Source organism: Stenotrophomonas sp. TWI377 (genome assembly GCF_039674525.1).
Lineage (GTDB): Bacteria > Pseudomonadota > Gammaproteobacteria > Xanthomonadales > Xanthomonadaceae > Stenotrophomonas.
The window spans coordinates 1-22,740 of sequence record NZ_JBDJNT010000019.1 but is presented as its reverse complement, the minus strand read 5'-3'; the positions used below and the strand labels follow the sequence as shown (position 1 = coordinate 22,740).

The window sequence follows — 22,740 nt, the reverse complement described above, 5'->3', positions numbered from 1 at the left end:
TACGGTGGTGAATCAACGCAGGTCGTAACGATCCAGCTCCATCACCCGCGCCCAGGCGGCGACGAAGTCGCGGACGAACTTCTTCTCGCCGTCCGCGCTGGCGTAGACCTCGGCCAGTGCACGCAGCACCGAGTTCGAGCCGAACACCAGGTCCACGCGGCTACCGCTCCAGCGCTGCGCGCCGGTGGCGCGGTCACGGCCGCTGTAGTTGTCGCCATTGGCCACCCATTGCGTGCGCATGTCGAGCAGGTTGACGAAGAAGTCGTTGCTCAACGTGCCGACGCGATCGGTGAACACGCCCTCCTGGCCGCCGCCGACGTTGGTGCCGATCACCCGCAGACCACCGACCAGCGCGGTCATCTCCGGCGCGGTCAGTGTGAGCAGCTGCGCACGGTCGATCAGCAGCGCTTCGGCAGGCACGTTGTAGCGGCCCTTGACGTAGTTGCGGAACCCGTCGGCATACGGCTCCAGCACGGCGAAGGACGCCACATCGGTCTGGTCCTGGCTGGCATCGGTACGGCCGGAGTTGAACGGCACGCTGACCTCATGGCCACCGGCCCTGGCCGCCTGCTCGACGCCGACATTGCCGGCCAGCACGATCAGGTCGGCCAGCGATACCGGCGCACCGCCGTCGCCTTTGAAGCCGGCCTGGATCTTCTCCAGTGCGGCCAGCACCTTGCCCAGCTGCTGCGGCTGGTTGACGGCCCAGTCTTTCTGCGGAGCCAGGCGCACACGCGCGCCGTTGGCGCCGCCACGCTTGTCAGAACCGCGGAAGGTCGAGGCTGATGCCCACGCGGTGGCGACCAGCTCGCCCGCGCCCAGGCCGGTCGCGGCGATCTGCTGCTTCAGCGCGGCGATGTCCTGCGCGCTGAGCGGGGTCTGCGGGGCCGCCGGCACCGGGTCCTGCCAGACGAATTCTTCGGCGGGAATTTCCGGGCCGAGGTAGCGTGCACGCGGGCCCATGTCGCGATGGGTCAGCTTGAACCACGCACGGGCAAAGGCATCGGCGAAGGCCTGCGGATCGGCCAGGAAGCGGCGCGAGATCTTCTCGTAGGCCGGGTCCACACGCAGCGACAGATCGGTGGTGAGCATGGTCGGGCGGTGCTTTTTCGACGGATCGTGCGCGTCGGGAATGATCGCCTCGCTGTCCTTGGCCACCCACTGGTGCGCACCGGCCGGGCTCTTGGTCAGCTCCCACTCGTGGCCGAACAGGATCTCGAAGAAGTCATGGCTCCACTGCGCCGGCGTGCGCGTCCAGGTCACTTCCAGGCCACTGGTGATGGTGTCGCCACCCTTGCCGGTGCCGAATCGGTTGGCCCAGCCCAGGCCCTGGCTTTCCAGGCCCGCCGCTTCCGGTTCCACATCGACGTTGTCGGCCGGGCCGGCGCCGTGGGTCTTGCCGAAGCTGTGGCCACCAGCGATCAGCGCGACGGTTTCCTCATCGTCCATGGCCATCCGGCCGAACGTATCGCGGATGTCGAAGGCCGCCTTGAGCGGATCGGGATTGCCGTCCGGGCCTTCCGGATTGACGTAGATCAGGCCCATCTGCACGGCGGCCAGCGGGTTCTCCAGATCACGCGAGTGGATGTCGCCATCCGCGTCATCATCGGAGACCAGCACGCCGTGGTCTTCCTGCACGCCTTCGGAGCCATGCGCATAGCGAACATCGCCGCCGAGCCAGGTGGTTTCGCGGCCCCAGTACACATCCTGGTCGGGTTCCCAGGTATCCGGACGGCCGCCCGCGAAGCCGAGTGTCTTGAAGCCCATCGATTCGAGCGCGACGTTGCCGGTGAGCACCAGCAGGTCAGCCCAGGAGATCGCCTGGCCGTACTTCTGCTTGATCGGCCACAGCAGGCGGCGTGCCTTGTCCAGGCTAACGTTGTCCGGCCAGCTGTTGAGCGGGGCGAAGCGCTGCTGACCACGGCCGGCGCCGCCACGGCCATCGCCGATGCGGTAGGTGCCGGCGCTGTGCCAGGCCATGCGCACGAACAGGCCGCCGTAGTGGCCGAAGTCGGCCGGCCACCAATCCTGCGAATCGGTCATCAAGGCCTTGAGGTCGGCCTTGAGTGCGGCGTAATCCAGGCCCTTGAAGGCCTCGGCGTAATCGAATGCCTCATCCAGCGGATGCGAGCGGGTCGAGTGCTGGTTGAGCAGGTCCACCCGAAGCTGCTTGGGCCACCAGTCGCGGTTGGTGGTGGCGTCGCCGACGAGGGCGTGGTTGAACGGGCACTTGGCTTCGCTTTTCATGGGTATCTACCTGTGTACTGGCGAACGTGGCCACCATCGGCGTGGGGAGGCGATGGCGACGTCGGGAAGGTTGCCCGCACACCTGGCCGTAAAGCACCGCGATGTGAAGGCGTGCCCACACGGTAATCACTGCCGTTCATTCGGTACATTCGAATGAATCAACCAATGCGATAGTCGCAGGCTATTTCGAGCGATTGCCTTCAGCGCTTGCCGAACAGACCGCCGCCGAGCTTGAGCAGATCGCCGACGCCCAGCTGCCCATCTCCGTCCTGGTCCAGCACGGAGGTCAGCAGGCCACCGCTGTTGGCGCTCTGGGCTTCCTGGCCGAGGGCCTGGCTGAGCTGGCCGGGGCTGGCGTTGCCGCCGCTGGCGAAGCGCTGGGCCAAATAGGACATCACGATCGGCGCAAGGATCGCGAGCAGCTGGCTGGTCTTGCTGCTGTCCAGCCCGGTGGCCTGGCTCAGGCCCTGGGTGGCACGGTCAGTGTTGCCGCCGAAGATGTGGCCGAGTATCCCGGCACCGTTGGTGGCATTGCCGCCACCGCCGCCCAGCACGCTGCCGAGCAGCCCGCCCAGATCGACGCCGCTCCCGGCACCGGCCGGCGCATGATCACGCTGCAGCGCGCCCAGCAGTGCCTGTGCGCCTTGAGGTTCCTGCGCATTGCGGCCCATCGCGCCGAGCAGCAGGGGCAGGGCGGCGCCGACCGCGGTGCTGGCCTGGTTGGGGTCGATGCCCAGCTGCTGGGATACCTGCTGCAGGCCTTGGCCCTGCTGCAGTTGCTGGAAGAGGGACGCGGCAAGTGATTCGGTATTCACGGCGGACTCCAGGGCAGGGATGGGAACCGCCCGAGCATAGCGCTGCGTTCACTACGGGAATGCGAAGAATTCACGCGGGCCCGCGCGGACACCCGACCAACGGTCGGGTGCTACCCGCTCTGCGGGGAGCCGGCCAGCGGCCGGCACTACCGCACTGTGGCGGTAGGCCACGACCGTTGGTCGTGGCCAGCCCGGACGCTCCCTCAGAGCAGCGTCTTCAACCGGTACAGCGCTTCCAGTGCCTGCTTCGGGGTGAGCTCGTCCGGATCGATCGCGGCCAGCGCATCCTGTGCGGCGGTATTGGGTGCGTTGAACAGCCCGAACTGCTGCGGTGCATCCAGCGCCTGCGCGGCCACCACGGCGGACTGCGTCTCATGGCTGCGCTGCTCCAGCTCGGCCAAACGGCGCCGCGCCTGGGCGACGGTCGATTTCGGCAGGCCGGCCAGTGCGGCCACCTGCAGGCCGAAGCTGCGGTTGGCCGGGCCATCTTTCACGGCGTGCATGAAGACCAGTGCGTCGCCGTGTTCCACCGCATCCAGGTGCACGTTGGCGATGCCGCTGGCGCCGCCTTCGTGTTGTTCGTCGGCCAGCGCGGTCAGTTCGAAATAGTGCGTGGCGAACAGCGTGTAGCAGCGGTTCTGGTAGGCCAGATGCCGTGCGACCGCATCGGCCAGTGCCAGGCCGTCATAGGTGGACGTACCGCGGCCGATCTCGTCCATCAGCACCAGTGACTGTGCGCTGGCGTGATGCAGGATGTAGCTGGTCTCGGCCATTTCAACCATGAAGGTCGACTGCCCACGGGCCAGATCGTCGCCGGCGCCGATACGGGTCAGGATGCGGTCGATCGGGCCGATCACCGCGCGGCTGGCCGGCACGAAGCTGCCGATGTGGGCCAGCAGCACGATCAGTGCGTTCTGGCGCATGTAGGTGGATTTACCGCCCATGTTCGGGCCGGTGATCACCAGCATGCGGCGGTCCGGATGCAGGTCCAGGTCGTTCGGTTCGAACGGCTGCTCGCGTACCGCTTCGACCACCGGATGACGCCCGCGCTCGATCTTCAGGCACGGCCCGGTCTCCAGTTCCGGTCGCGCCCAGTCCAGGGCCTGCGCGCGTTCGGCGAAGCCGGCCAGCACATCCAGCTCGCTCAGCGCGGCGGCGCACTGCTTGAGCGGCTCCAGCCCGCTGGCGAGGATGTCCAGCAGTTGTTCGTACAGGAACTTCTCGCGGGTCAGCGAGCGTTCCCGCGCGGACAGCACCTTGTCTTCGAAGGACTTCAGTTCTTCGGTGATGTAGCGCTCGGCATTGGTCAGCGTCTGGCGGCGCGTGTAATGCACCGGCGCCTTCTCCGACTGCCCCTTGCTGATTTCGATGTAGTAGCCGTGCACGCGGTTGTAGCCGACCTTCAGCGTGGCGATGCCGCTGCTGATGCGCTCGCGCTGTTCCAGATCGATCAGGAACTGGTCCGCATGCGTGGAGAGGCGACGCAGCTCGTCGAGCTCGGCGTCGTAGCCTTCGGCGATGACGCCGCCATCGCTGAGCTTCAGCGGCGGGGTCGGAGCGATCGCGCTGGCCAGCAGATGCGCGCATTCGTCATGCGAGCCCAGCGCATCGTGCAGCGCGATCAGCCGCGGCGAATCCAGCGGTGCGAGCACTGCGCGCACCTCGGGCAGCAGGCCCAGGCCATCGCGCAGCGTGGAGAAATCGCGCGGGCGCGCCGAGCGCAGCGCCACGCGGGTGAGGATGCGTTCCAGATCACCCAGTGCACGGAAGGCATCGCGTACGTCGCCCTCGGCGCCGCGATCGATCAGCGTAGCGACCGCATCGTGGCGGTGCACCAGCACTTCGCGCAGGCGCAGCGGGCGGTGCAGCCAGCGCCGCAGCAGGCGACCGCCCATCGGCGTCACCGTGGTATCGAGCACGCCGAGCAGGGTGTTGCGGGTATCGCCATCGACGCGCGTATCCAGCTCCAGATGGCGGCGCGTGGCCGCGTTCATGGCAATGGCTTCGCTCGCGGTTTCGGTGGCGATCGCGGTGAGGTGCGGCAGGCGTTGCTTCTGGGTCTCTTCGACATAGCCCAGCAGGGCACCGGCGGCCGCGGTGGCGCGCGGCTTGTCGTCGATGCCGAAGCCGGTCAGGTCATGCAGCTTGAAGAAATTCAGCAGCTGGCGGCGGCCGCTGTCGGCATCGAACAGCCAGGGCGCGCGCCGGCGGATGCCATTGCGGTACTGCAGGAAGGCGGGCCAGTTCTCTTCATCGGGCACCAGCAGCTCGGCCGGTTCCAGACGCGCGAGCTCGGCTTCCAGCGCATCGTCCGAATCGACTTCGTTGACCAGGAAGCGGCCACCGGCCAGATCGGCCCAGGCCAGGCCGTAGCCATTCTTGCCCCGCGAGAGGGCCATCAGCAGGGTGTCGCGGCGCTCGTCCAGCAACGCTTCGTCAGTGACGGTGCCGGGGGTGACGATGCGCACCACCTTGCGCTCGACCAGGCCTTTGGCCAGCGCCGGGTCGCCGATCTGCTCGCAGATCGCCACGGACTCGCCCAGGGCGACCAGGCGCGCCAGATAGCCTTCGTAGGCATGCACGGGCACACCGGCCATCGGGATCGGCGCGCCGCCGGAGCTGCCGCGCTGGGTCAGGGTGATGTCCAGCAGCCGCGCCGCCTTGCGGGCGTCGTCGTAGAACAGCTCGTAGAAGTCGCCCATGCGGAAGAACAGCAGCAGGTCCGGGTAGTCGGACTTGGCGGCGAAGAACTGCTTCATGAGCGGGGTGTGCTCGGCCGAGGCCTTGGTGCTGCTGTTCTTTTGTTTTGAATCAGTGGCTTGCAATGGAGTGCGTCTCGGTCGGTGAACGCGGGTTGCCGCCGAAAGCGGCAAGTAACGGGATTTTTTGTTGCGATGGTGCTGCGACGGCTCGTCGGGAGCCAAAGATCGTGTTGCGACGCCAATCGGGACGCAGACGATCATGCCAAAAAATGGTGCGACGGGCCGCGCCACACGGCGCGAGGTCACCAAGTTTAGTCTGACCCGCCAGCAGGTGATGGAGCTTTCGGTACGTCGTATCCCTGTCCATGGGGCGCAGCCAAGCGCGCCAGGGTCGTCGAACGTGCGGTGGACAAGGGAGGCAAGGCTTATGGCGTGCTGATCGGGAGCCAAGGCGCCCCGTGAGGGCGGGCTGGTGGGCAGTGGTCAAGGGAGAGGGGGTCCGCGCCCAATCATTTCACCCATCCGTGTCAATACGCTATCGTCTGAGCGCCGCCACGACGTCGGCTCGCCAAGGAATGCTCATGCGCTGGACTTCGTTTGCTTTTGCCTCCCTGCTCGCCGTGGCCGGCTCCGCTTCTGCCGCGCAAGGAGAGGTTTGCCTCGCCACTGAACAAATCACACCGGCCGGGGTCATGACCCCCTTCAGTGACAGCACCGTCTTCCAATGCAAGTCGGTTGGCCAAGTGACCGTTCCGCAGCTGTATTCGAAAGGGTGGAAGGTTGTGTCGGTGTTCCCGCAGAGCACCATGGATCCAGCCAAGCCCGGAATGGTCACCGTTCTCTGGACCATGGTCGTCGAAAAAGACTGATTTGCCGATGCCGACGGCTTGGCGTGTGCCGGGAACGTCTCAAGGCATTTCGGTCCCAGTATCCGGACCCCTGACCCTCACATCGGACTGGGAGACCGTTGGCAACCTTTTGCGCCGCGCGCCTGATAGGCCGGGGCGCCTGTCAGCCGGCAACCGGAGGCGGGATCGAATGAAAGGGCGTCGACGTCAGCGTCGACGCCCTTCAGCACCGTTACTTGCCGCGGGGAGGTGCGTTGCTACGGCTTCCGCCTGAAGGCTTTCCCGTTGTGCTGGGCCAGCCGCCGGCGTTCCCCGGACCGCGCCCACCAGGACCAGGGGCGCTTACCTTGCTTCCACCGCCCCCGGACTTCGCGCCACCGCCACTCGTGTTTCCTTTACTCATTGCAGATACTCCTTCACCTGCCGAACGGATTCTGGCTTTCCAGCGCTATCGGCTTCGCATTGGAGAGCTCGACGGCTCATCAATGAGAACACAGCCCGACCATCCACTACGGGGCTGCCAACCCAAGGTGAGTGCTTTTCCGCGTTTGAATGATCGTAGCTACGAGCAACTTGACTGACAAGCCGGCTCCAGAAGGTGGCGAGCAGGGCCACAACTACCCGTCGGCTCGATGGGCGCGCCCCGCAGCCGCTCAGTCCGTGCGCAGCTGCAAGGTGGGATGGGCGGCGAATACCTCCAGGATGATGTCGAAATAGGTCTGGCCGACGCCGCGTTCCAGCGCGTCCAGCTGGGTGGCGATTCCCGCGGCATTGAACACGCCGGGCCGCGCCTGTTTTTCCTGCAGCCAGGCGCGGGTGGCCGCCACCCCGAGCGCGGCGCGGCTGTGTGCGATGTGTGTCCAGTGCACGGTGGCGGATGCGTGCCCGGCCAGTGCGCCGTAGCCGCCGTAGAGCAGGTCATCCAGCGCATCCAGGCTTGGGGCCAGTTGCCAGTCCTCGCTGGCCATGAACACGCGGTTGATCTCGGCGTAGAAGCCGGCGATGTCGTGGATGGCGCTTCCATCCAGCACCAGGGTGGGGCCGGTCATGCCGAGCTCGGCGCGTGCAGGTGCTGCATGCACCGGACGATGGTTGTCGACGGCAGGGTGGGTTCATGCATCGGCAGCAGTCCTCGTGACGCGTTTGGTGGGTGACCGCCCGAGACGCGACGTGGGCGGTCACCACGGCAGGTTCCAGCAATGGATTGTGCGGGCAACACGGTGATGTTCGACGCTGTTCTGCTCGTGGTGCACTGCAGCGCAGTGGGCGGTCAAAACAAATGCTATCCAATGAATGTCCGGGACCGCACTTTTAAAGGGCTTCCAATTCTGCAGACTGCGCGGGTTGATGAGGGAAAACCATGCGTAGCAAGCTGTTCGTCCCCGGCGCCCGACCGGAACTGTTCGACAAGGCCATGGCCGGCGAGGCCGATGCGCTCTCTTTCGACCTGGAGGATTCGGTGCCCGAGGCCGGCAAGGCCCAGGCCCGCGACCAGGTCGCCGGCTTCCTGCGCCGCGTGCGGGGCGGCGCCGGTGACAAGCAGTTGATCGTGCGCAGCAACGGTACCGACAGCGCCCATTTCGGCGCGGACCTGGATGCCGTGGCGCTCCCCGGTGTGGACTTGCTCAACCTGCCCAAGATTGAATCGGTGGCGCAGCTGCTGGCGGCCATCGTCCGGCTGGAACAGGCTGAGCAGCGCAACGGCGTGACGCGCCCGATCGGGCTGCTGATCAACATCGAAACCCCCAAGGCCCTGCGCATCGCCGCCGAACTGGCCGGCGCGCACCCGCGCGTGGCCGGATTGCAGTTGGGACTGGGCGACCTGTTTTCGCCCAACGGCATCGACCGTGAGCCGAGCAATGTGCATGCCACGCTGTTCGCGCTGCGGTTGGCGGCCGCCGAAGCCCAGGTGTTCGCCTGCGACGGCGCATTTCCGGACGTGGCTGACAGCGACGGCTTCCTGGCCGAGGCGCAGATGGCCCGGCAGTTGGGCTTCATCGGCAAAAGCTGCATCCACCCGCGCCAGGTTGCCCTGGCCAACGCCACCTTCAGCGTGCCGCCGGCGATGCTCGCGGAGGCGCAGCGGATTGTTGCCGCCGCCGCCGGTGCCGAAGGGCAGGGACACGGCGCGTTCCTGTTTGAAGGCCGGATGATCGACCTGCCGTACCTGCGCCGTGCTCAAGCCCTGCTTGCCGCGTCTTCTCCCCCGGTTACCTGATTGCGGTATCGGGATGCATCGACCACTGTCTCTTACCTGCGCTCTTGCCGGCTTCGGCGTTGCCGCACTTTTTCCGGGTAATTTCATGCACAAGCCTGCACCGTCCGCGTTTCTTTCCACTGTGCTCCGGCGCTGCGCGCGCAGCGTGCGGCTGGTTGCCGCCGCTGTCCTGCTTGCCGGCAGTGGCGCCGTGGCCGCCGAGAGCCTGACTACGGTGGCGGCCGGCAACCTGCCGGCATTGCCGACGCAGATCGCACCGGGCGGGCTGGTACATGTGGACGGGCGCCTGGTGGCACTCGGCCATGACGGTGCCTGGGAACTGCGCGCCGACAACAAAGCGTGGGATGCGTTGCCGGCGCCGGCCGCCGGGCAGCTGGACGGGCTTGAGGGCAGTGTCAGCGCGGCCGGGCGCACCTATCTGCTGCAGGGCGGGGATGCGCTCGGCGACCGCCTGCAGCCGGTGGTCCTGAACAACGGCGCGCTGGTTTTCGGCGCGGCCATTGCGCTGCCTGAGCCGCTGCGCAACGCGCGGGCGGCCACCTTTGGTGACGCGCTGTATCTGGTGGGCACCGATGCGGCTGGCAGCGCCCAGCTCTACCGCCGTCCCGCGGCGGCAGGCACCGCCACTTGGCAGCATCTGGAGGACTTGCCGCAGCAGGGGGTTGCCAGCGCATTGCAGGCGCAGAAAGGCGCGCTGTACCTGGGCCTGGCCACCAGCGCGGGCAGCGATCAGCTGTGGCGCCGCAACGCCGACGCCAGCTGGCAGCAGGTCGCGTCGCCGGACGGCACGATCGTGGCCGGCTCGATGCGCGCGCTGGGCCAGGCGCACCTGCTGATGCTGGTGAAGGACGGCAGCGGCGTGACCCACGCGCGCACCTTCCACACCATCACCGACGCATGGACGACACTGGACACGCCGATTCCCGCAGCACCGCAGGCCGTCACGGCGTGGGGTAACGGACTGGCCTGGGCCACCGCGGGCGCCACCGGCAGCCAGCTGCAGTACGCCGAAATGCAGGGCGGCAAGCACCTGCTGCGCTGGCTGGACTGGACGGTGATCGGCATCTACCTGCTGGCCATGCTCGGCATGGGCTTCTACTTCTACCTCAAGGATCAGAACGCTTCCACGGCGGACTTTTTCGTCGGCGGGCGCTCGATTCCGTTCTGGGCGGCCGGCATCAGCCTGTATGCCACCAACACCAGTTCGATCAGCTTCATCGCCATCCCGGCCAAAGCCTTCGATACCAACTGGCAGTACCTGACCAACAACCTGATCGCGGTCGTCGGCCTTATGTTCGTGGCGGTCTGGATCGTGCCGCTGCTGCGCCGGCTGGACCTGATGAGCGTGTTCTCCTACCTGGAAACCCGCTTCCACCCGGCGATCCGCATGCTGTCCAGCGCACTGTGCATCGTGATGCAGATCGGTAGCCGCATGAGCGTGATCCTGTTCCTGCCGGCGCTGGCGATCTCCACGATTACCGGCGTGGACGTGGTCTGGTCGATCATGCTGATGGGCGTGTTCACCATCATCTACTCCACCGTCGGCGGTTCCAAGGCGGTGATCTGGACCGACGTGGTGCAGGTGATCGTGATGTTCGGCGGCGCGCTGTTCGCGATCGGCTTCATCTTCCTGCAGACCGGTGGCGACATGCCGCAGCTGCTCAGTGCGGCTGCGGCGGAAGACAAGACCAAGCTGTTTGATTTCAGCTTCGACCTGACCAAGGCCACGGTGTGGGGCTTCATCTTCCTGGTCGTGTTCGATGTGGTGCTGACCTTCCCGAAGGACCAGGTGCTGATGCAGCGCACCTTGTCCACGCGTTCGGACAAGGAAGCCGGGCGATCGATCTGGGCATTCGCCGCCATCATGATTCCCGGCGGCTTCGTGTTCTACGGCATCGGTACGGCCCTGTGGATGTACTACCGCAACAATCCCGAGCGCCTGAATCCGCTGCTGCCGATCGATGCGACCTTCCCGCTGTTCATCGCCGCCGAGCTGCCGGCCGGCGTCACCGGGCTGATCATCGCCGGCATCTTCGCCGCGGCGATGTCGACCCTGTCGAGCATCATCAACTCGATCTCGACCCTGGTCTCGGTGGATTTCTACCAGAAACTGGTCAAGGACCCGAACGAGAAAACCGCCGTGCGCGTGGCCGAATGGTCCGGCGTGGGCGTGGGCCTGATCGGCATCGGCATCGCGCTGGTGATGAGCCGCTATGACATCCATTCGCTGTTCGATGTTTCCATCGAACTGGCCGGTCTGCTCGGCGGTGGTTTTGCCGGTGCCTACACGTTGGGGATGTTCACCCGCCGCGCCAACGCGCCGGGCGTGGCGATCGGTGTGGCCGGCTCGATCCTGATCACGCTGGTCTGCTGGACCATGGACCTGGTGCACCCGTACTTCTACCTGGCGATCTCGATCCTGCTGTGCATCGTGATCGGCTACGTGGCCAGCCTGTTCTTCCCGGCGCCCACCCGCTCGCTGAAGGGGCTGACCATCTACCGCGATACCCCGGCCGAAGCGGCAGCCCCATGACCAGCACCGTTGAGGCGCCGGCGCACGGGCCATTGGTCCAATCGCATTGCGCCAGTGGCTCGTGTAGGTTGCTCACGCGCTGAGAGGTAATCCGTGGAAACCCAGTTCCTGAGTACGTTCGTAACAGTGGTGGACCGCGGCTCGATGGCTGCCGCGGCCCGCTCGCTGCATATCACCCCGGCCGCGGTCGCCCAGCAGATCCGCACGCTGGAACGTGAACTCGGCGCGCCGCTGATCGCCCGCGCCGGGCGCACCGTCAGCGTCACCGAGGACGGCGCGCGCATCCTGCAGCGGGCGCGCGACCTGCTGCGCCAGGTGGCCGACCTGCGCAGCGTGGCCAACGAAAACGACCTGGCCGGCGAGCTGCGGCTGGGCGCGTGCCCGACCGCGCTGGCCGGCCTGCTGCCGGACATCCTGTCGCGGATGGTGGCGACGTTCCCGCAGATCAACGTCTTCATCAAGCCGGGCTACTCGGCCGATCTGTACCGGGCGGTGGAGGCTGGCGATCTGGATGCGGCGATGGTGCTGCAGGCCCCCTTCGCGCTGCCCAAGACCTGCAAGTGGCAGCAGCTGCGCGAAGAACCGCTGGTGGTGCTGGCGCCGGCCCATCTGGGCAGCCGTGACCCGCACGAGCTGCTGCGCGAGCAGCCGTTGATCCGCTACGACCGCCACGAATGGGGCGGTCGCCTCGCCGATGACTACCTGCGACAGGCCGGGATCGTGCCGCGCGAGCGGTTCGAGCTCAATGCACTCAACGCCATCGCGGTCATGGTCGACCGCGGGCTGGGCGTGTCACTGGTGCCGGATTGGGCCAAGCCCTGGCCGGAAGGCTTGAATGTCGTGCGCATTCCCTTGCCGCAGTGCAGCGAACCGCGCCGGATTGGCGTGGTCTGGTCGCGTTCGTCGGTGCGCATCCGCCTGGTGAACGTGTTGCTGGAGGAAGCGCGCGTCGCATTGACCGAGCCGCAACGCTGACACCACGGGTTTTCGCGCGGTGCGCGGTGCGAAGCGAAACAAATCCTAGGCTTTGAACATACCTGAGCGCAGTTCTATCGCCATGACGCCGCGCCTAGGCTCTCGCCTCGTTGCCGGACAGGACGTGGAGACCCGCAAGGGGACCGCATCGACCGGCGGAAGGGCGAAAGCCCACGCGCGTCATCGGTGGCGACGGCTCCCCGGCCGGCTGTCCCGCATTTCCTTTTTTTGGGGGGGAGAAACGAATGATCAAGCCACTTTCCGCGGCCATCAGCACTGCACTGTTCGCCTGTGTCATCAGCCCTGCCATGGCGCAGAGCACGACGCCCACCGATCTGGACCAGGTGATCGTGACCGGCAGCCGGACCCCGATTTCGATCGAGAAGGTTCCCGGTGCAGTGACCGTCGTGAACCAGGAACAGGTGCAGCGCACCCTCAACCTGACCGAAGACGCCACGGCCGTGCTGGCACGCATGGTGCCCGGTTACTCCGAATCCTCCCAGGCGATGAGCAACAGTGGCGAGACCCTGCGCGGCCGCGTCGCGCTGCGCCTGTTCGATGGTGTGCCGCAGGGCTCCCCGCTGCGCGAAGGCAGCCGCAACGGCACGTTCACCGACATGGGCGTGATCGGCCGCATCGAGGTCATCAACGGCCCGTCGGCCGCCGAAGGCATCGGCGGTGCCGGTGGCGTCATCAACTATCTCTCCAAGAATCCGGAAGTGGAGGGCCACCAGACCACGGTGAGCACGCGCTACGGCACCCAGTTCAAGGATGACAGCGGCCAGTCCAAGATCGGCATCACCCACACCTTCAAGGGCGATGCGGCCGACTTCCTGATCAGCGGCGCCTACATCGATCGCGGCATCGCCTACGACGGCGACGGCCGCCGGGTTGGCTTGAACACCTCCGGCTCGCTGTCCGATTCCTACAGCAAGAACCTGTTCCTGAAGGGCGGCTACAACTTCGGCGAGGGCCAGATGCAGCGCATCCAGGCCAGTTACAGCAACTTCCATATCGGTGGGAAGCACAACTACATTCCGGTCGAAGGCTGCCGCTACGACGCCGTGGAGTGCCCGGTGCCGAGCACCAATACCGCCGAGAAGGGCTCGATCAAGGATTCGCTGGCCGAGTTCAACGATTTCGAACAGTTCGCTGCCAAGTACACCCATGCCGATTTCTTCGGCGGTGACCTGAGCGTGGACCTGTACTGGGCCAAGCAGGCGATGCGTTATGTGCCGGAGAACGGTACGGACCGCCAGCTGGTCAAGCCGGCCCCGCCGGAAGACCAGCGCATCTGGGACCAGTCGGAGATCAACTCCGAGAAAAAGGGGCTGCGCGCGGCGTATGCCTACAGTGGCCTGTTCGCGGTGGAAGGCCTGCGCCTGCGCACCGGCCTGGACCTGGTGGAAGACACGGCGGAACAGCGCCTGGCGTTGACCGACCGGGTATGGGTGCCGCCGATGAAGTACACCAGCCTGGCGCCGTACGCGCAGCTGAGCTGGGACATCGGCCCGGTGACGCTGGATGCCGGCATCCGCCGCGAAGACGGTGAGCTGGAAATCGACGGTTACACCACCACCGCCTACCGCGACTTCACCCCGGTGCAGGGCGGCAAGCTCGACTACAAGGCCAACCTGCCCAACTTCGGTGCGATCTGGCGCATCACCGATGCGTGGTCGGTGTTCGCCTCTTACTCGGAAGGCTTCGGTATCGCCAACGTGGGCATCCCGTTGCGCAACATCCAGGCCAACAGCCCGTGCAAGGCAGTGGCATGCATCGCCGATCTGCAGCCGCTGATCACCAAGAACAAGGAAGTGGGCTTCAACTGGCGCGGCGAGCAGGCCCAGGTCGGGATGTCGGCTTACCGCTCGACGTCCGAGTTCGGCTCATCGCTGACCGTGGACAAGGTGACCGAGGACTTCATCCTCACCCGCGCCCCGACCCGGATCGAAGGCGTTGAACTGAACAGCGCCTGGACCTTCAACGACCAGTGGAAGGCGACGCTGCTGTACTCGCGGATCCGCGGCCAGACCCAGTACTACGACGGCTCGGGCCTGAACAAGGAGATGGGCATCCTCGATATCTCGCCGGACAAGGTCAATGCCTCGCTGACCTGGACGCCGAACGATCGCTTCGACGCGACGCTGGGCGTGAGTCGTACCTTCAGCCGTGACCTGCGCGAGACCTTCGTCAATCCGTCCAACGGTGCGGTGTATCGCAATGACGAGGATACCTACGGCTACGCGCTGTGGGATCTCAGCATGAACTACGACACCGGCACCTACGGCAAGCTGTCGCTGGGCATCGAGAACCTGCTGGACAAGCAGTACGTGCTGACCTGGTCGCAGCTGCCGGGCTGGCAGAACTTCTTCTCCGGCCGTGGCCGCATGGTGTCGCTGACCCATACCTTCACGTTCTGACCGTCACCGCGGACCGGCGCTGCGAGGCACTGCAGCGCCGGTCCGTTTTTATTGCCTTACCCTGTCATGACGTTACCGCCACCGACAGCAGGAGAGCGGATGTACTGGCCATCGCACGGACCGGCCCACGCCCGTCATTGCCGCCCCCGGGCACGCCTGGCCGTGTTCGCGTTGCTGATGCTGGCGGTGGGACAGGCCGCGGCGTCGTTGCCGGACCCGCCGAGCCAGACGGAAACGACGGCTGCGTCGGCGCGCTTGCCAGCAGTCGATGCCTTCCTGCACGAATCGACGGGCCGCCAGGGCTATACCGGCGCGGTCGCGCTGGTGATCCACGATGGCCGCATCGTGCATGACGCCGCCTACGGTTGGCAGGACCTGGCGCATGCCACGCCCATGCAGCGTGACAGCATTTTTCGCATCTACTCGATGACCAAGACGGTGGCCTCGGTGGCCGCCTTGATGCTGGTGGAAGAGGGTCGGCTGGATCTGGATGATCCGGTGGCGCGCCATCTCCCTGAGTTCTCGCGTCTGCAGGTCTTCGCCGGGGGCACCGCCGCGGCGCCACAGCTGCGGCCGGCGACACAGACGCTGACCGTACGGCATCTGCTCACCCATACCGCTGGTTTCGCAGCGGGTGGCGAGGGATTCGAGGCGGTAACCGCATTGCTGGAACACCAGCAGGTGCAGGCCGCGGACAGCCTGGCCGCCTACACCACGCGCTTGGCCCGCGTGCCACTGGCGACCGAGCCGGGCACGCGCTTCCGTTACGACAGCACGTCGATCGAGGTTCTGTCGCGCGTGGTGGAAGTGGTGGGTGGGCTGCCGTTCGAGCAGTTCCTGCAACAGCGTGTGTTCGGGCCGCTGGACATGCGCGACACCGGGTTCGTGGTGCCGGTGCGCGATCGCGCACGGGTGGTGGCGCTGACCACCATGGGCGAGCACGGTGATCTGGTGCTCGCCGATGAGGTGCATGCGCGGGTGCCCGGCAGTGCGCTCCGGCCGTATCCAAGCGGTGCCGGTGGTCTGTATTCCACGGCCGGCGACTATGGCCGGTTCGCGCAGATGCTGCTGGACGGCGGCCGCTACGGCGAGGTGCAGTTGCTTCGACCCTCCACCGTGGCCCTGATGATGCAGAACCAGCTGGTGCACACCGCCTTGCCCCGGCCGGTGACCGAGTTCAGCGATGCCGAGGGCTTCGGCCTGGGCGGTTCGGTGTTGCTGGATCCGGCCCTGAAAGGACGCACCGCTTCGGTCGGCGCGTTCGGCTGGTCGGGCGCGGCCTCGACCTACTACACGATCGACCCGGCACGCCGCCTGGTCGCGATTCTGATGCTGCAGCATCTTCCGGGCGGCAATGACGATCTGCCGCGCATCAGTACGACGTTCTACAACCGCGTTGATGAGGCGATAGACCCATGAGTAGTGCGACACGTTCCACCGTCCTTGTCGCCGGCTCGGCCAATCTCGATTTCGTGGTGCGCGCCACGCATGTGCCGGCGCCCGGTGAGACGGTGCTGGGCCGTGGCTTCAGCACGTTCCCCGGTGGCAAAGGCGCCAACCAGGCCGTGGCCTGCGCGCGGGCCGGCGGTGCGCCGACACGGATGCTGCTGGCCGTGGGCGAGGATGATTTCGCCGCGCCGATCGAGGCGTCCCTGCGCGATGCGGGTGTGGCCCTGTCGACCGTGCGCGATCCCGCGCTGCCCACCGGTACCGCCTTCATCTGCCTGGCCGACACCGCCGAGAACGCGATCACGGTCGCGCCGGGTGCCAACCTCGGGCTCCGCGAGGAGCACCTGCCGGCACTGGAGGGCGTGGGCTGGCTGCTGCTGCAGCTGGAAACCCCCGTGCCCACCCTCACCGCCTATGCCCGCCGCGCCCGTGCGGCCGGGCTCAAGGTCGCGCTCAACGCGGCGCCGGCACAGGTCCTGTCCGATGCGCTGCTCGCGCTGCTGGATGTGCTGATCGTCAACGAAGGTGAGCTGGATGTGGTGGCCGGCCATCCCCCAGACCTGGCCACGGGGCTGGCGCGCGTGCCGGTGCCCTGCGTGATCGTGACCCTGGGTGCGCGTGGCTGCCTGGCCCGGGTGAACGGCGAGGTGCTGCTGCAGCCGGGGTTCCGCATCGACCCGTTGGACACCACCGCGGCCGGCGATACTTTCTGTGGCGCCCTGATCGCTGCGCTGGCCGACCATCAACCGATGGCCGAGGCGTTGCTGGCCGCCACCGCAGCTTCCGCGCTGGCCTGCACCCGCCTGGGCGCACAGGCGAGCATTCCCACCCGCGCCGAGGTGCAGGCGCTGCTGGGCGATCCCACGCGCGTTCCCGATGCCGCTGCCCATGCCGCGCTGGCGGCAGCGTGCGCGCGCTGATGTCCCTCCTTTCCGTTTCCTGCTGGATGCCTTGCCCATGACCACGCCGTATCAGAGCCCCGATTACGACACCGATGCAGCCGACTACGGGCGTGAGCCGATCCGCACCGAGTACAAGTTCTCGCACGTGACCACCGGGCGTTACCTGCCGACGCCCGGCAAGGCGCCGGCGTGGCCCTTCGCCGATATCGGCAGCTGGATGATCGATGCCAATGCCAGCGCGGGCGATTGGCTGGAAGAACTGAAGGACTGGCGCCGCGAGCACCTGGTCCGGATCGGCTACACCGATGTGAACTACCGTCGTCCGGAGCTGCAGTGGGCGCAGCGCAACTTCGTGCATGCACAGATGATGGTCGAGGATCGCTATTTCTTCGATGCGGCCACCGGGCAGTACACCGTCGACCGGTACCTGGACGATCTGACCGCACGGTTCGGCGGGCTGGATTCGGTGCTGATCTGGTACATCTACCCCAATATCGGTATCGATGACCGCAACCAGTTCGATCTGGCGCATGACATGCCCGGCGGCCTGGCGGGATTGAAGGCCGCGGTGCAGGCCTTCCAGAAGCGCGGCGTCAAAGTGTTCCTGCCGGCCAAGCCGTGGGACCACGGCACCCGCGACCCGGGCGTGACGCACTGGGATGGGCTGGCCGAGATCGTCAAGGCGGTCGGTGCCGACGGCATCAACGGCGATACCTTCAACGGTGTGCCGCGGGCGTTCTTCGATGCCTGTGATGCACGCGGCAATCCAGTGGTGGTGCAGCCCGAATCCACCATCAGTTCCGAAGAGCAGTTGATCTGGAACGTGCAGAGCTGGGGCAAGAAGGCGCCCGATGGCCCGGTGCCGCCCGTCTCCAAATGGAAGTGGCTGGAGCCACGCCACATGGTGAACTACGAGAACCGCTGGGGCCGCAACCGCAATCACGACCTGCAGTACTGCTTCTTCAACGGCATCGGCTACAACGCCTGGGAAAACATCTGGGGCGTCTGGAACCAGTTCACCCCGCGCGACGGTGAAGCGCTGCGCCGGATTGCCACGCTGTACCGGCAGTTCCCGCAGCTGGTGGTCTCGATGGACTGGGAGCCGTACCAGGTCTGCCTGCAGGGCGGCATCTTCGCCAGCCGGTTCCCGGGCGAGGGGGTAGCGCTGCACACGTTGATCAACCGCAACGAATACGCCGTGGACGGTGAGCAGATCGCGCTGGCGCATGCGCAAGGCACGCGTTACTACGATGCGTGGCATGGCCGCGCGTTGACGCCGCGGATCATCGACGGCGCGGCGTACATCGAGCTGCCGATGGAAGCGCGCGGCTTCGGGGCGATCCTGAGTGTGGCTGCAGGTACCGCGGTCGAGGGTCTGGACGAATTCCTGGCGGCGACCGCCGAGCGCGCACAGCAGCCCCTCAACTGTTACTCCGCCGCGTGGAAGGCCGCTCCGCAGGAACTGCTGGCGATCGCGAGCACGCCCCCGCAGGCCGAGGCGCCGACAGGCATGGTCACGATCCCGGCCGCCGAGTTCCTGTTCCAGGTGGGCGGTATCGAGATCGAAGGGTTCACCTGGGCCGGCCTGGATGTGCAGTACCCGTGGGAAGACTGCGCGCGCCGCCACCATCGCCGGCGCATGGCGCTGCCTGCGTTCCACATCGATCGCCACCCGGTCACCAACGCCGCGTTCAAGCGCTTCCTCGATGCCAGCGGCTACCGGCCGGCCGATGACCACAACTTCCTGGCGGACTGGAAGGACGGCGCGCCGCGTGCGGGCTGGGACAACAAGCCGGTCACCTGGGTCTCGATCGAGGACGCGCGTGCGTACGCGGCGTGGGCCGGCAAGCGGCTGCCGCATGCGTGGGAATGGCAGTACGCCGCGCAGGGCACCGACGAGCGCCTCTACCCGTGGGGCAACGCGTGGGATGCCGCACGCGTGCCGCGGGTCAATCGTGGCCGTCGCCTCACCCCGCCGGCGGATGTGGATGCACATCCGCAGGGGGCCAGCCCGTTCGGGGTGGAGGACCTGGTCGGCAATGTGTGGCAATGGACCGATGAATTCAGCGATGCGCACACCCGCGCGGCCGTACTGCGTGGCGGCAGCAGCTATCAGCCGCAGACCTCGCACTGGTACTTCCCGCAGGCCTACCGCCTGGATCAGCACGGCAAGTACCTGCTGATGGGTCCGTCCAAGGATCGCGCCGGTACGGTCGGCTTCCGTTGCGTGGTGGATGCGGCATGAACCGTCTGCATCCCGCCGCCCGCGGCATGACGCTGGTCCCGCCGCAACAGGTCACCTTGCAGGGCGTACTGGGCGATGCCCTGGCAGCCAACCGCAGCGGGCGCCTGAGCACGTTCGTCGTGGATGAGCACAGCGCGCCGATCAGCATCTTCAGCCAGGCGCACAAGCACCAGAACCACGAGGGCGACTGGTATGGCGAGCACGCCGGCAAGTGGCTCTCGGCCACCGCGCGGGCGGTGGCGCAGGGCGGGCAGCCGCAGCTGGAGGCCTCGTTGCGCCGCGTCGCCGACTGGTTGATCAGCCAGCAGGACGATGACGGCTACCTGGGCAACTATGCGCCTGAGCGTCGCTTCACCGTGCCGCAGCCGCCCAAGCCGGAGAGCTGGAACGGCGAGCCGGCGCTGCGCACCTGGGACATCTGGACGCACAGCTACCTGATCCTCGGGTTCCTGGAAACGTGGCGCGCGCTCGGCAACGCAGCCTACCTGCAGGCCGCGTGCCGGATCGCCGACCTGTGCTGGCAGGCCCTGCAATCGGGCATCGACATCACCACGCTGGGCAACCACCACGGCATGTCCGCCACGGTACTGCTGGATCCTGCCGCCGATCTCTATCTGGTCACCGGCGAGCCGCGCTATCTGGCACTGGCCGAATGCATCCTGGCGCAGGCCAACGCCAACCCGCGGCTGGCGCTGCTGGACAAGGCGCTGGCTGGTGAGGACGCGGCCTTCATCGCAACCGGCAAGGCCTATCAGCTCAGCTGGAACCTGGTCGGGTTGGCCAAGCTGTACAAGGCCACCGGGCATGACGACCATCGCCAGGCGCTGGATCATCTCTGGCACAACATCCGCGAGCAGCACCTCACGCTGGGCGGCGGTCCGTGGGGTGGGGTGGCGCACCGGTCGCGCGAGGTATTCAACGCGCCGCGCACCTTCTTCCCGCAGGCCTATGTGGAAACCTGCTCGGTACTGGCGTGGATGCAGCTCAACCGTGAGCTGCTGGCCATCACCGGCCACGCACGCTACGCCGATGAACTGGAGCGCACCGCCTACAACGACCTGCTGGCGGCAATGGCCGCCAATGGCGAGGACTGGTGCTACTACACCTATCCCAACGGCCGGCGCGTGCACACCACGTACTGGCGCTGCTGCAAATCCAGCGGCGCGATGGCCGTGGAAGAGTTGCCACAGGTGGCCTACGGAATCGCGGCCGATGGTGGGCTGCGGGTCAATCTGTACGGGCCGGGCGAGGCCACGTTGCTGCACGCGCAGGCCGGTGCGGTGACCCTGCTGCAGGCGACCCGATTCCCCTTCGAGGGTACGGTGACCCTCACCGTGCTGCCCGAGTGCGTCGCCGAGTTCAGCATCGGCGTGCGGATACCGGGCTGGGCGACGGGCGCACGGATCGAGGTCAATGGACAGCCCGAGGCGGCCGAGGCGGGCGCGGACGGGTTCGTGCACGTGCAGCGTACCTGGCAGTCCGGCGACACGATCTGCGTGCAACTGCCGATGCAGCCACGCCTGCACCGGGCGGCCAACATCAACGTGCAGGAATCGCGCGCGCCGGATGGCGCGCCGGTGGCGCAGGAGGTCCTGCGCTGGGAGTACGTGGGGTTGAGCTACGGGCCGCTGGTGTATGCCACCGGCCTGATCGACGGGTACAAAACCGATGAGACGGTGCGCTTGCCGGACCGGCCACCCTCGCAGTGGCTGCAGGTGGGTGAGGACACGGGCGAGGGCGCGTCGATCACCGTGCAGCTGGAGTGCCGCGGCCCGCTGACGTTCGAGCCCTACTACCGGTGTGGCGGGCGCGATCACGGCAGCTGGCGGTTGAGCTGGCTGTCGCTGGCGCCGTCGGGCTGACGTCCCGGCGGTGTTCGGCGGCGGTGGCGCCGCCGACGCCGCAGCGTGCTTTTTGTCCACCCAGAACATACCCACACGATCTGTTTCTTCCCGTTGGCCAGGAGGAAACTTCCATCAAGGTATCGAGTGTATTGACCATGACCGGAAGCAACCCCAGTTCTCCATTCGCCATCGCACAGCGGGAAGGTGCCACCGGGCCGTTGAGCGGCATTCGGGTGCTGGATCTGAGCGCCTACATTGCCGGCCCCTACGGCTGCACGCTGCTGGCCGACCAGGGCGCGGAGGTGATCAAGGTGGAGCCGCCGGTCGGCGACAACCTGCGGCGCTATCCCTCCACGCTGGAGGCCGAGAGCCGCGCATTCCTCGGCGTGAACCGCTCCAAGCGCGGCGTGGTGCTGGACCTGAAACAGCCTGACCAGCGTGCGGTGCTGATGCGCCTGGTGCGCGAGGCGGACGTGCTGGTGCACAACTTCCGGCCGAGCGTGCCGGTACGCCTGGGCATCGATTTCGAGAGCCTGCACAAGCTCAACCCGCGCCTGGTGTATTGCTCGGTCACCGGCTACGGCGAGCAGGGGCCGTTGAAGGAGAAGGCAGGGTACGACCAGGTGCTGCAGACCATGACCGGCATGTGCACGATGCAGGGCAAGGCGGGCGGCGCCCCGGAGATCCTGTACGGCTCGGTGGTCGATTACTACGCTGCCGCGCTGGTGGCGGCCGGTGTGTCATCGGCCCTTTACGAGCGCGAACGCAGCGGCGAAGGCCAGTTCGTGGGCGTGTCGCTGCTGCGCAGTGCGCTGACGATGCAGTCGGCGCGGATGGTCTGGGCCGAGGGCGAGCCGGCGGCAGTGGGCCGCGATATGCGCTCAGGCGGTGTCACCGGCATCCATCCCACCGCGGATGGATACCTGTACATCTCGGCCAATACCCCGCGCTTCTGGCAGGCATTGTGCGAGCGGATCGGGCGGCCGGAACTGGCAGCCGACGCGCGCTACGACACGGTGCGCAAGCGGGCTGCGGAGGCCGAGATACTGTTGCCGCAGTTGCACGCCGCGCTGGCCACGCGCAGTGCGCTGGCGTGGGAGGCGTTGTTCGGCGAAGAGGTGCCGTGCGCGGCCGCGCGCCAGGTCGAGGACATGTTCGACCATCCACAGGTGCAGGCCGAGCAGATGGTCACGTCGCTGCCGCACCCGCTGTTGGGCAGCTACCGCGGCATCACCCGGCCGATCGTGTTCGGCCGCACACCCGGCCCGGAGCCGTTCGCCGCGCCGGTGTTCGACCAGGACACGGCGGCGGTCAGCGCGCTGCTCGACGCGTGCTCCGATGACTGATGCCCAGGAGCTCTCCATGACGTCGCTGTCCAAACTCTCCCAGCTGCGTGATCTGTCCGTGGTGGTTGCCGATACCGGCGACTACGAGGCGATCAAGCGCTTGAAGCCGGTCGACTGCACGACCAACCCCACCCTGGTGAAGAAAGCGCTGGACCTGCCGGTATACGCCGATCTCATCGAGAGCGCGCTGGCCTGG

15 protein-coding genes are annotated in these 22,740 nt (G+C 66.9%); 11 read left to right on the top strand and 4 right to left on the bottom strand.

Annotated elements, in window-relative coordinates; all coding sequences use genetic code 11:
* Positions 1-12: 12 nt before the first annotated feature.
* The 3 genes from katG to mutS form a co-directional block, all read right to left on the bottom strand.
* A complete protein-coding gene (gene katG / locus ABE546_RS15170; protein WP_346464326.1) occupies positions 13-2,247 on the bottom strand; it encodes a catalase/peroxidase HPI in 2,235 nt (744 codons plus the stop codon).
* 200 nt (positions 2,248-2,447) lie between these two features.
* Positions 2,448-3,062: a DUF937 domain-containing protein gene (locus ABE546_RS15165; RefSeq protein ID WP_313211110.1), complete on the bottom strand. Its 615-nt coding sequence runs from the start codon at positions 3,060-3,062 to the stop codon at positions 2,448-2,450.
* Between the two features lie 203 nt (positions 3,063-3,265).
* A complete protein-coding gene (mutS, locus tag ABE546_RS15160; RefSeq protein ID WP_313211111.1) occupies positions 3,266-5,887 on the bottom strand; it encodes a DNA mismatch repair protein MutS in 2,622 nt (873 codons plus the stop codon).
* A 458-nt stretch (positions 5,888-6,345) separates the two neighbouring features.
* On the opposite strand from mutS, the gene ABE546_RS15155 reads away from it, so the two are divergent.
* The gene (locus ABE546_RS15155) at positions 6,346-6,633 is read left to right on the top strand and encodes a hypothetical protein (protein WP_313217637.1); all 288 of its coding nucleotides are present in this window, start codon (positions 6,346-6,348) and stop codon (positions 6,631-6,633) included.
* A 632-nt stretch (positions 6,634-7,265) separates the two neighbouring features.
* Here the strand turns inward: ABE546_RS15155 and ABE546_RS15150 are convergent.
* A complete protein-coding gene (locus ABE546_RS15150) occupies positions 7,266-7,661 on the bottom strand; it encodes a ribonuclease inhibitor (protein ID WP_346464324.1) in 396 nt (131 codons plus the stop codon).
* Between the two features lie 311 nt (positions 7,662-7,972).
* Between ABE546_RS15150 and ABE546_RS15145 the strand changes: the two genes are divergently transcribed.
* From ABE546_RS15145 to ABE546_RS15100, 10 genes are all read left to right on the top strand, one after another.
* Positions 7,973-8,830, top strand: coding sequence for a CoA ester lyase (locus tag ABE546_RS15145; RefSeq protein WP_346464323.1), 858 nt, complete (start codon positions 7,973-7,975; stop codon positions 8,828-8,830).
* A gap of 85 nt (positions 8,831-8,915) precedes the next feature.
* Positions 8,916-11,363, top strand: a complete 2,448-nt coding sequence (locus ABE546_RS15140; RefSeq protein ID WP_346464321.1) for a sodium:solute symporter — start codon at positions 8,916-8,918, stop codon at positions 11,361-11,363.
* Positions 11,364-11,456: 93 nt separating this feature from the next.
* Positions 11,457-12,338 (top strand): LysR family transcriptional regulator, encoded by an 882-nt coding sequence (locus ABE546_RS15135; RefSeq protein WP_102789143.1) that lies wholly within the window; start codon positions 11,457-11,459, stop codon positions 12,336-12,338.
* A 245-nt stretch (positions 12,339-12,583) separates the two neighbouring features.
* The gene (locus tag ABE546_RS15130; RefSeq protein WP_313211116.1) at positions 12,584-14,758 is read left to right on the top strand and encodes a TonB-dependent receptor; all 2,175 of its coding nucleotides are present in this window, start codon (positions 12,584-12,586) and stop codon (positions 14,756-14,758) included.
* 99 nt (positions 14,759-14,857) lie between these two features.
* On the top strand, positions 14,858-16,177 hold the full coding sequence (locus ABE546_RS15125) for a serine hydrolase domain-containing protein (protein WP_346464319.1): 1,320 nt from the start codon (positions 14,858-14,860) through the stop codon (positions 16,175-16,177).
* Positions 16,174-17,127 carry a ribokinase gene (locus ABE546_RS15120; protein ID WP_346464318.1) on the top strand — a complete coding sequence of 318 codons (954 nt, stop codon included), beginning with the start codon at positions 16,174-16,176 and terminating at the stop codon, positions 17,125-17,127. Before ABE546_RS15125 ends, ABE546_RS15120 begins: the two co-directional genes overlap by 4 nt.
* 37 nt (positions 17,128-17,164) lie before the next feature.
* Complete coding sequence (locus ABE546_RS15115) at positions 17,165-19,354, top strand: formylglycine-generating enzyme family protein (RefSeq protein ID WP_346464317.1); 2,190 nt, start codon at positions 17,165-17,167, stop codon at positions 19,352-19,354.
* Positions 19,351-21,216, top strand: coding sequence for a beta-L-arabinofuranosidase domain-containing protein (locus tag ABE546_RS15110; protein WP_313217649.1), 1,866 nt, complete (start codon positions 19,351-19,353; stop codon positions 21,214-21,216). The genes ABE546_RS15115 and ABE546_RS15110 overlap by 4 nt, the downstream gene beginning before the upstream one ends.
* A gap of 137 nt (positions 21,217-21,353) precedes the next feature.
* Positions 21,354-22,544: a CoA transferase gene (locus tag ABE546_RS15105; RefSeq protein ID WP_102789147.1), complete on the top strand. Its 1,191-nt coding sequence runs from the start codon at positions 21,354-21,356 to the stop codon at positions 22,542-22,544.
* 16 nt (positions 22,545-22,560) lie between these two features.
* Positions 22,561-22,740: transaldolase family protein (locus tag ABE546_RS15100; RefSeq protein WP_346464316.1), on the top strand; the 180-nt coding region annotated here is incomplete at its 3' end.

What these genes read in the sequence shown, in the direction of transcription:
- katG (WP_346464326.1), bottom strand. Translation starts at nt 2,247, where the DNA reads ATGAAAAGCGAAGCCAAGTGCCCGTTCAACCACGCCCTCGTCGGCGAC.
- ABE546_RS15155 (WP_313217637.1), top strand. Translation starts at nt 6,346, where the DNA reads ATGCGCTGGACTTCGTTTGCTTTTGCCTCCCTGCTCGCCGTGGCCGGC.
- ABE546_RS15150 (WP_346464324.1), bottom strand. Translation starts at nt 7,661, where the DNA reads ATGACCGGCCCCACCCTGGTGCTGGATGGAAGCGCCATCCACGACATC.
- ABE546_RS15145 (WP_346464323.1), top strand. Translation starts at nt 7,973, where the DNA reads ATGCGTAGCAAGCTGTTCGTCCCCGGCGCCCGACCGGAACTGTTCGAC.
- ABE546_RS15140 (WP_346464321.1), top strand. Translation starts at nt 8,916, where the DNA reads ATGCACAAGCCTGCACCGTCCGCGTTTCTTTCCACTGTGCTCCGGCGC.
- ABE546_RS15130 (WP_313211116.1), top strand. Translation starts at nt 12,584, where the DNA reads ATGATCAAGCCACTTTCCGCGGCCATCAGCACTGCACTGTTCGCCTGT.
- ABE546_RS15125 (WP_346464319.1), top strand. Translation starts at nt 14,858, where the DNA reads ATGTACTGGCCATCGCACGGACCGGCCCACGCCCGTCATTGCCGCCCC.
- ABE546_RS15120 (WP_346464318.1), top strand. Translation starts at nt 16,174, where the DNA reads ATGAGTAGTGCGACACGTTCCACCGTCCTTGTCGCCGGCTCGGCCAAT.
- ABE546_RS15115 (WP_346464317.1), top strand. Translation starts at nt 17,165, where the DNA reads ATGACCACGCCGTATCAGAGCCCCGATTACGACACCGATGCAGCCGAC.
- ABE546_RS15110 (WP_313217649.1), top strand. Translation starts at nt 19,351, where the DNA reads ATGAACCGTCTGCATCCCGCCGCCCGCGGCATGACGCTGGTCCCGCCG.
- ABE546_RS15105 (WP_102789147.1), top strand. Translation starts at nt 21,354, where the DNA reads ATGACCGGAAGCAACCCCAGTTCTCCATTCGCCATCGCACAGCGGGAA.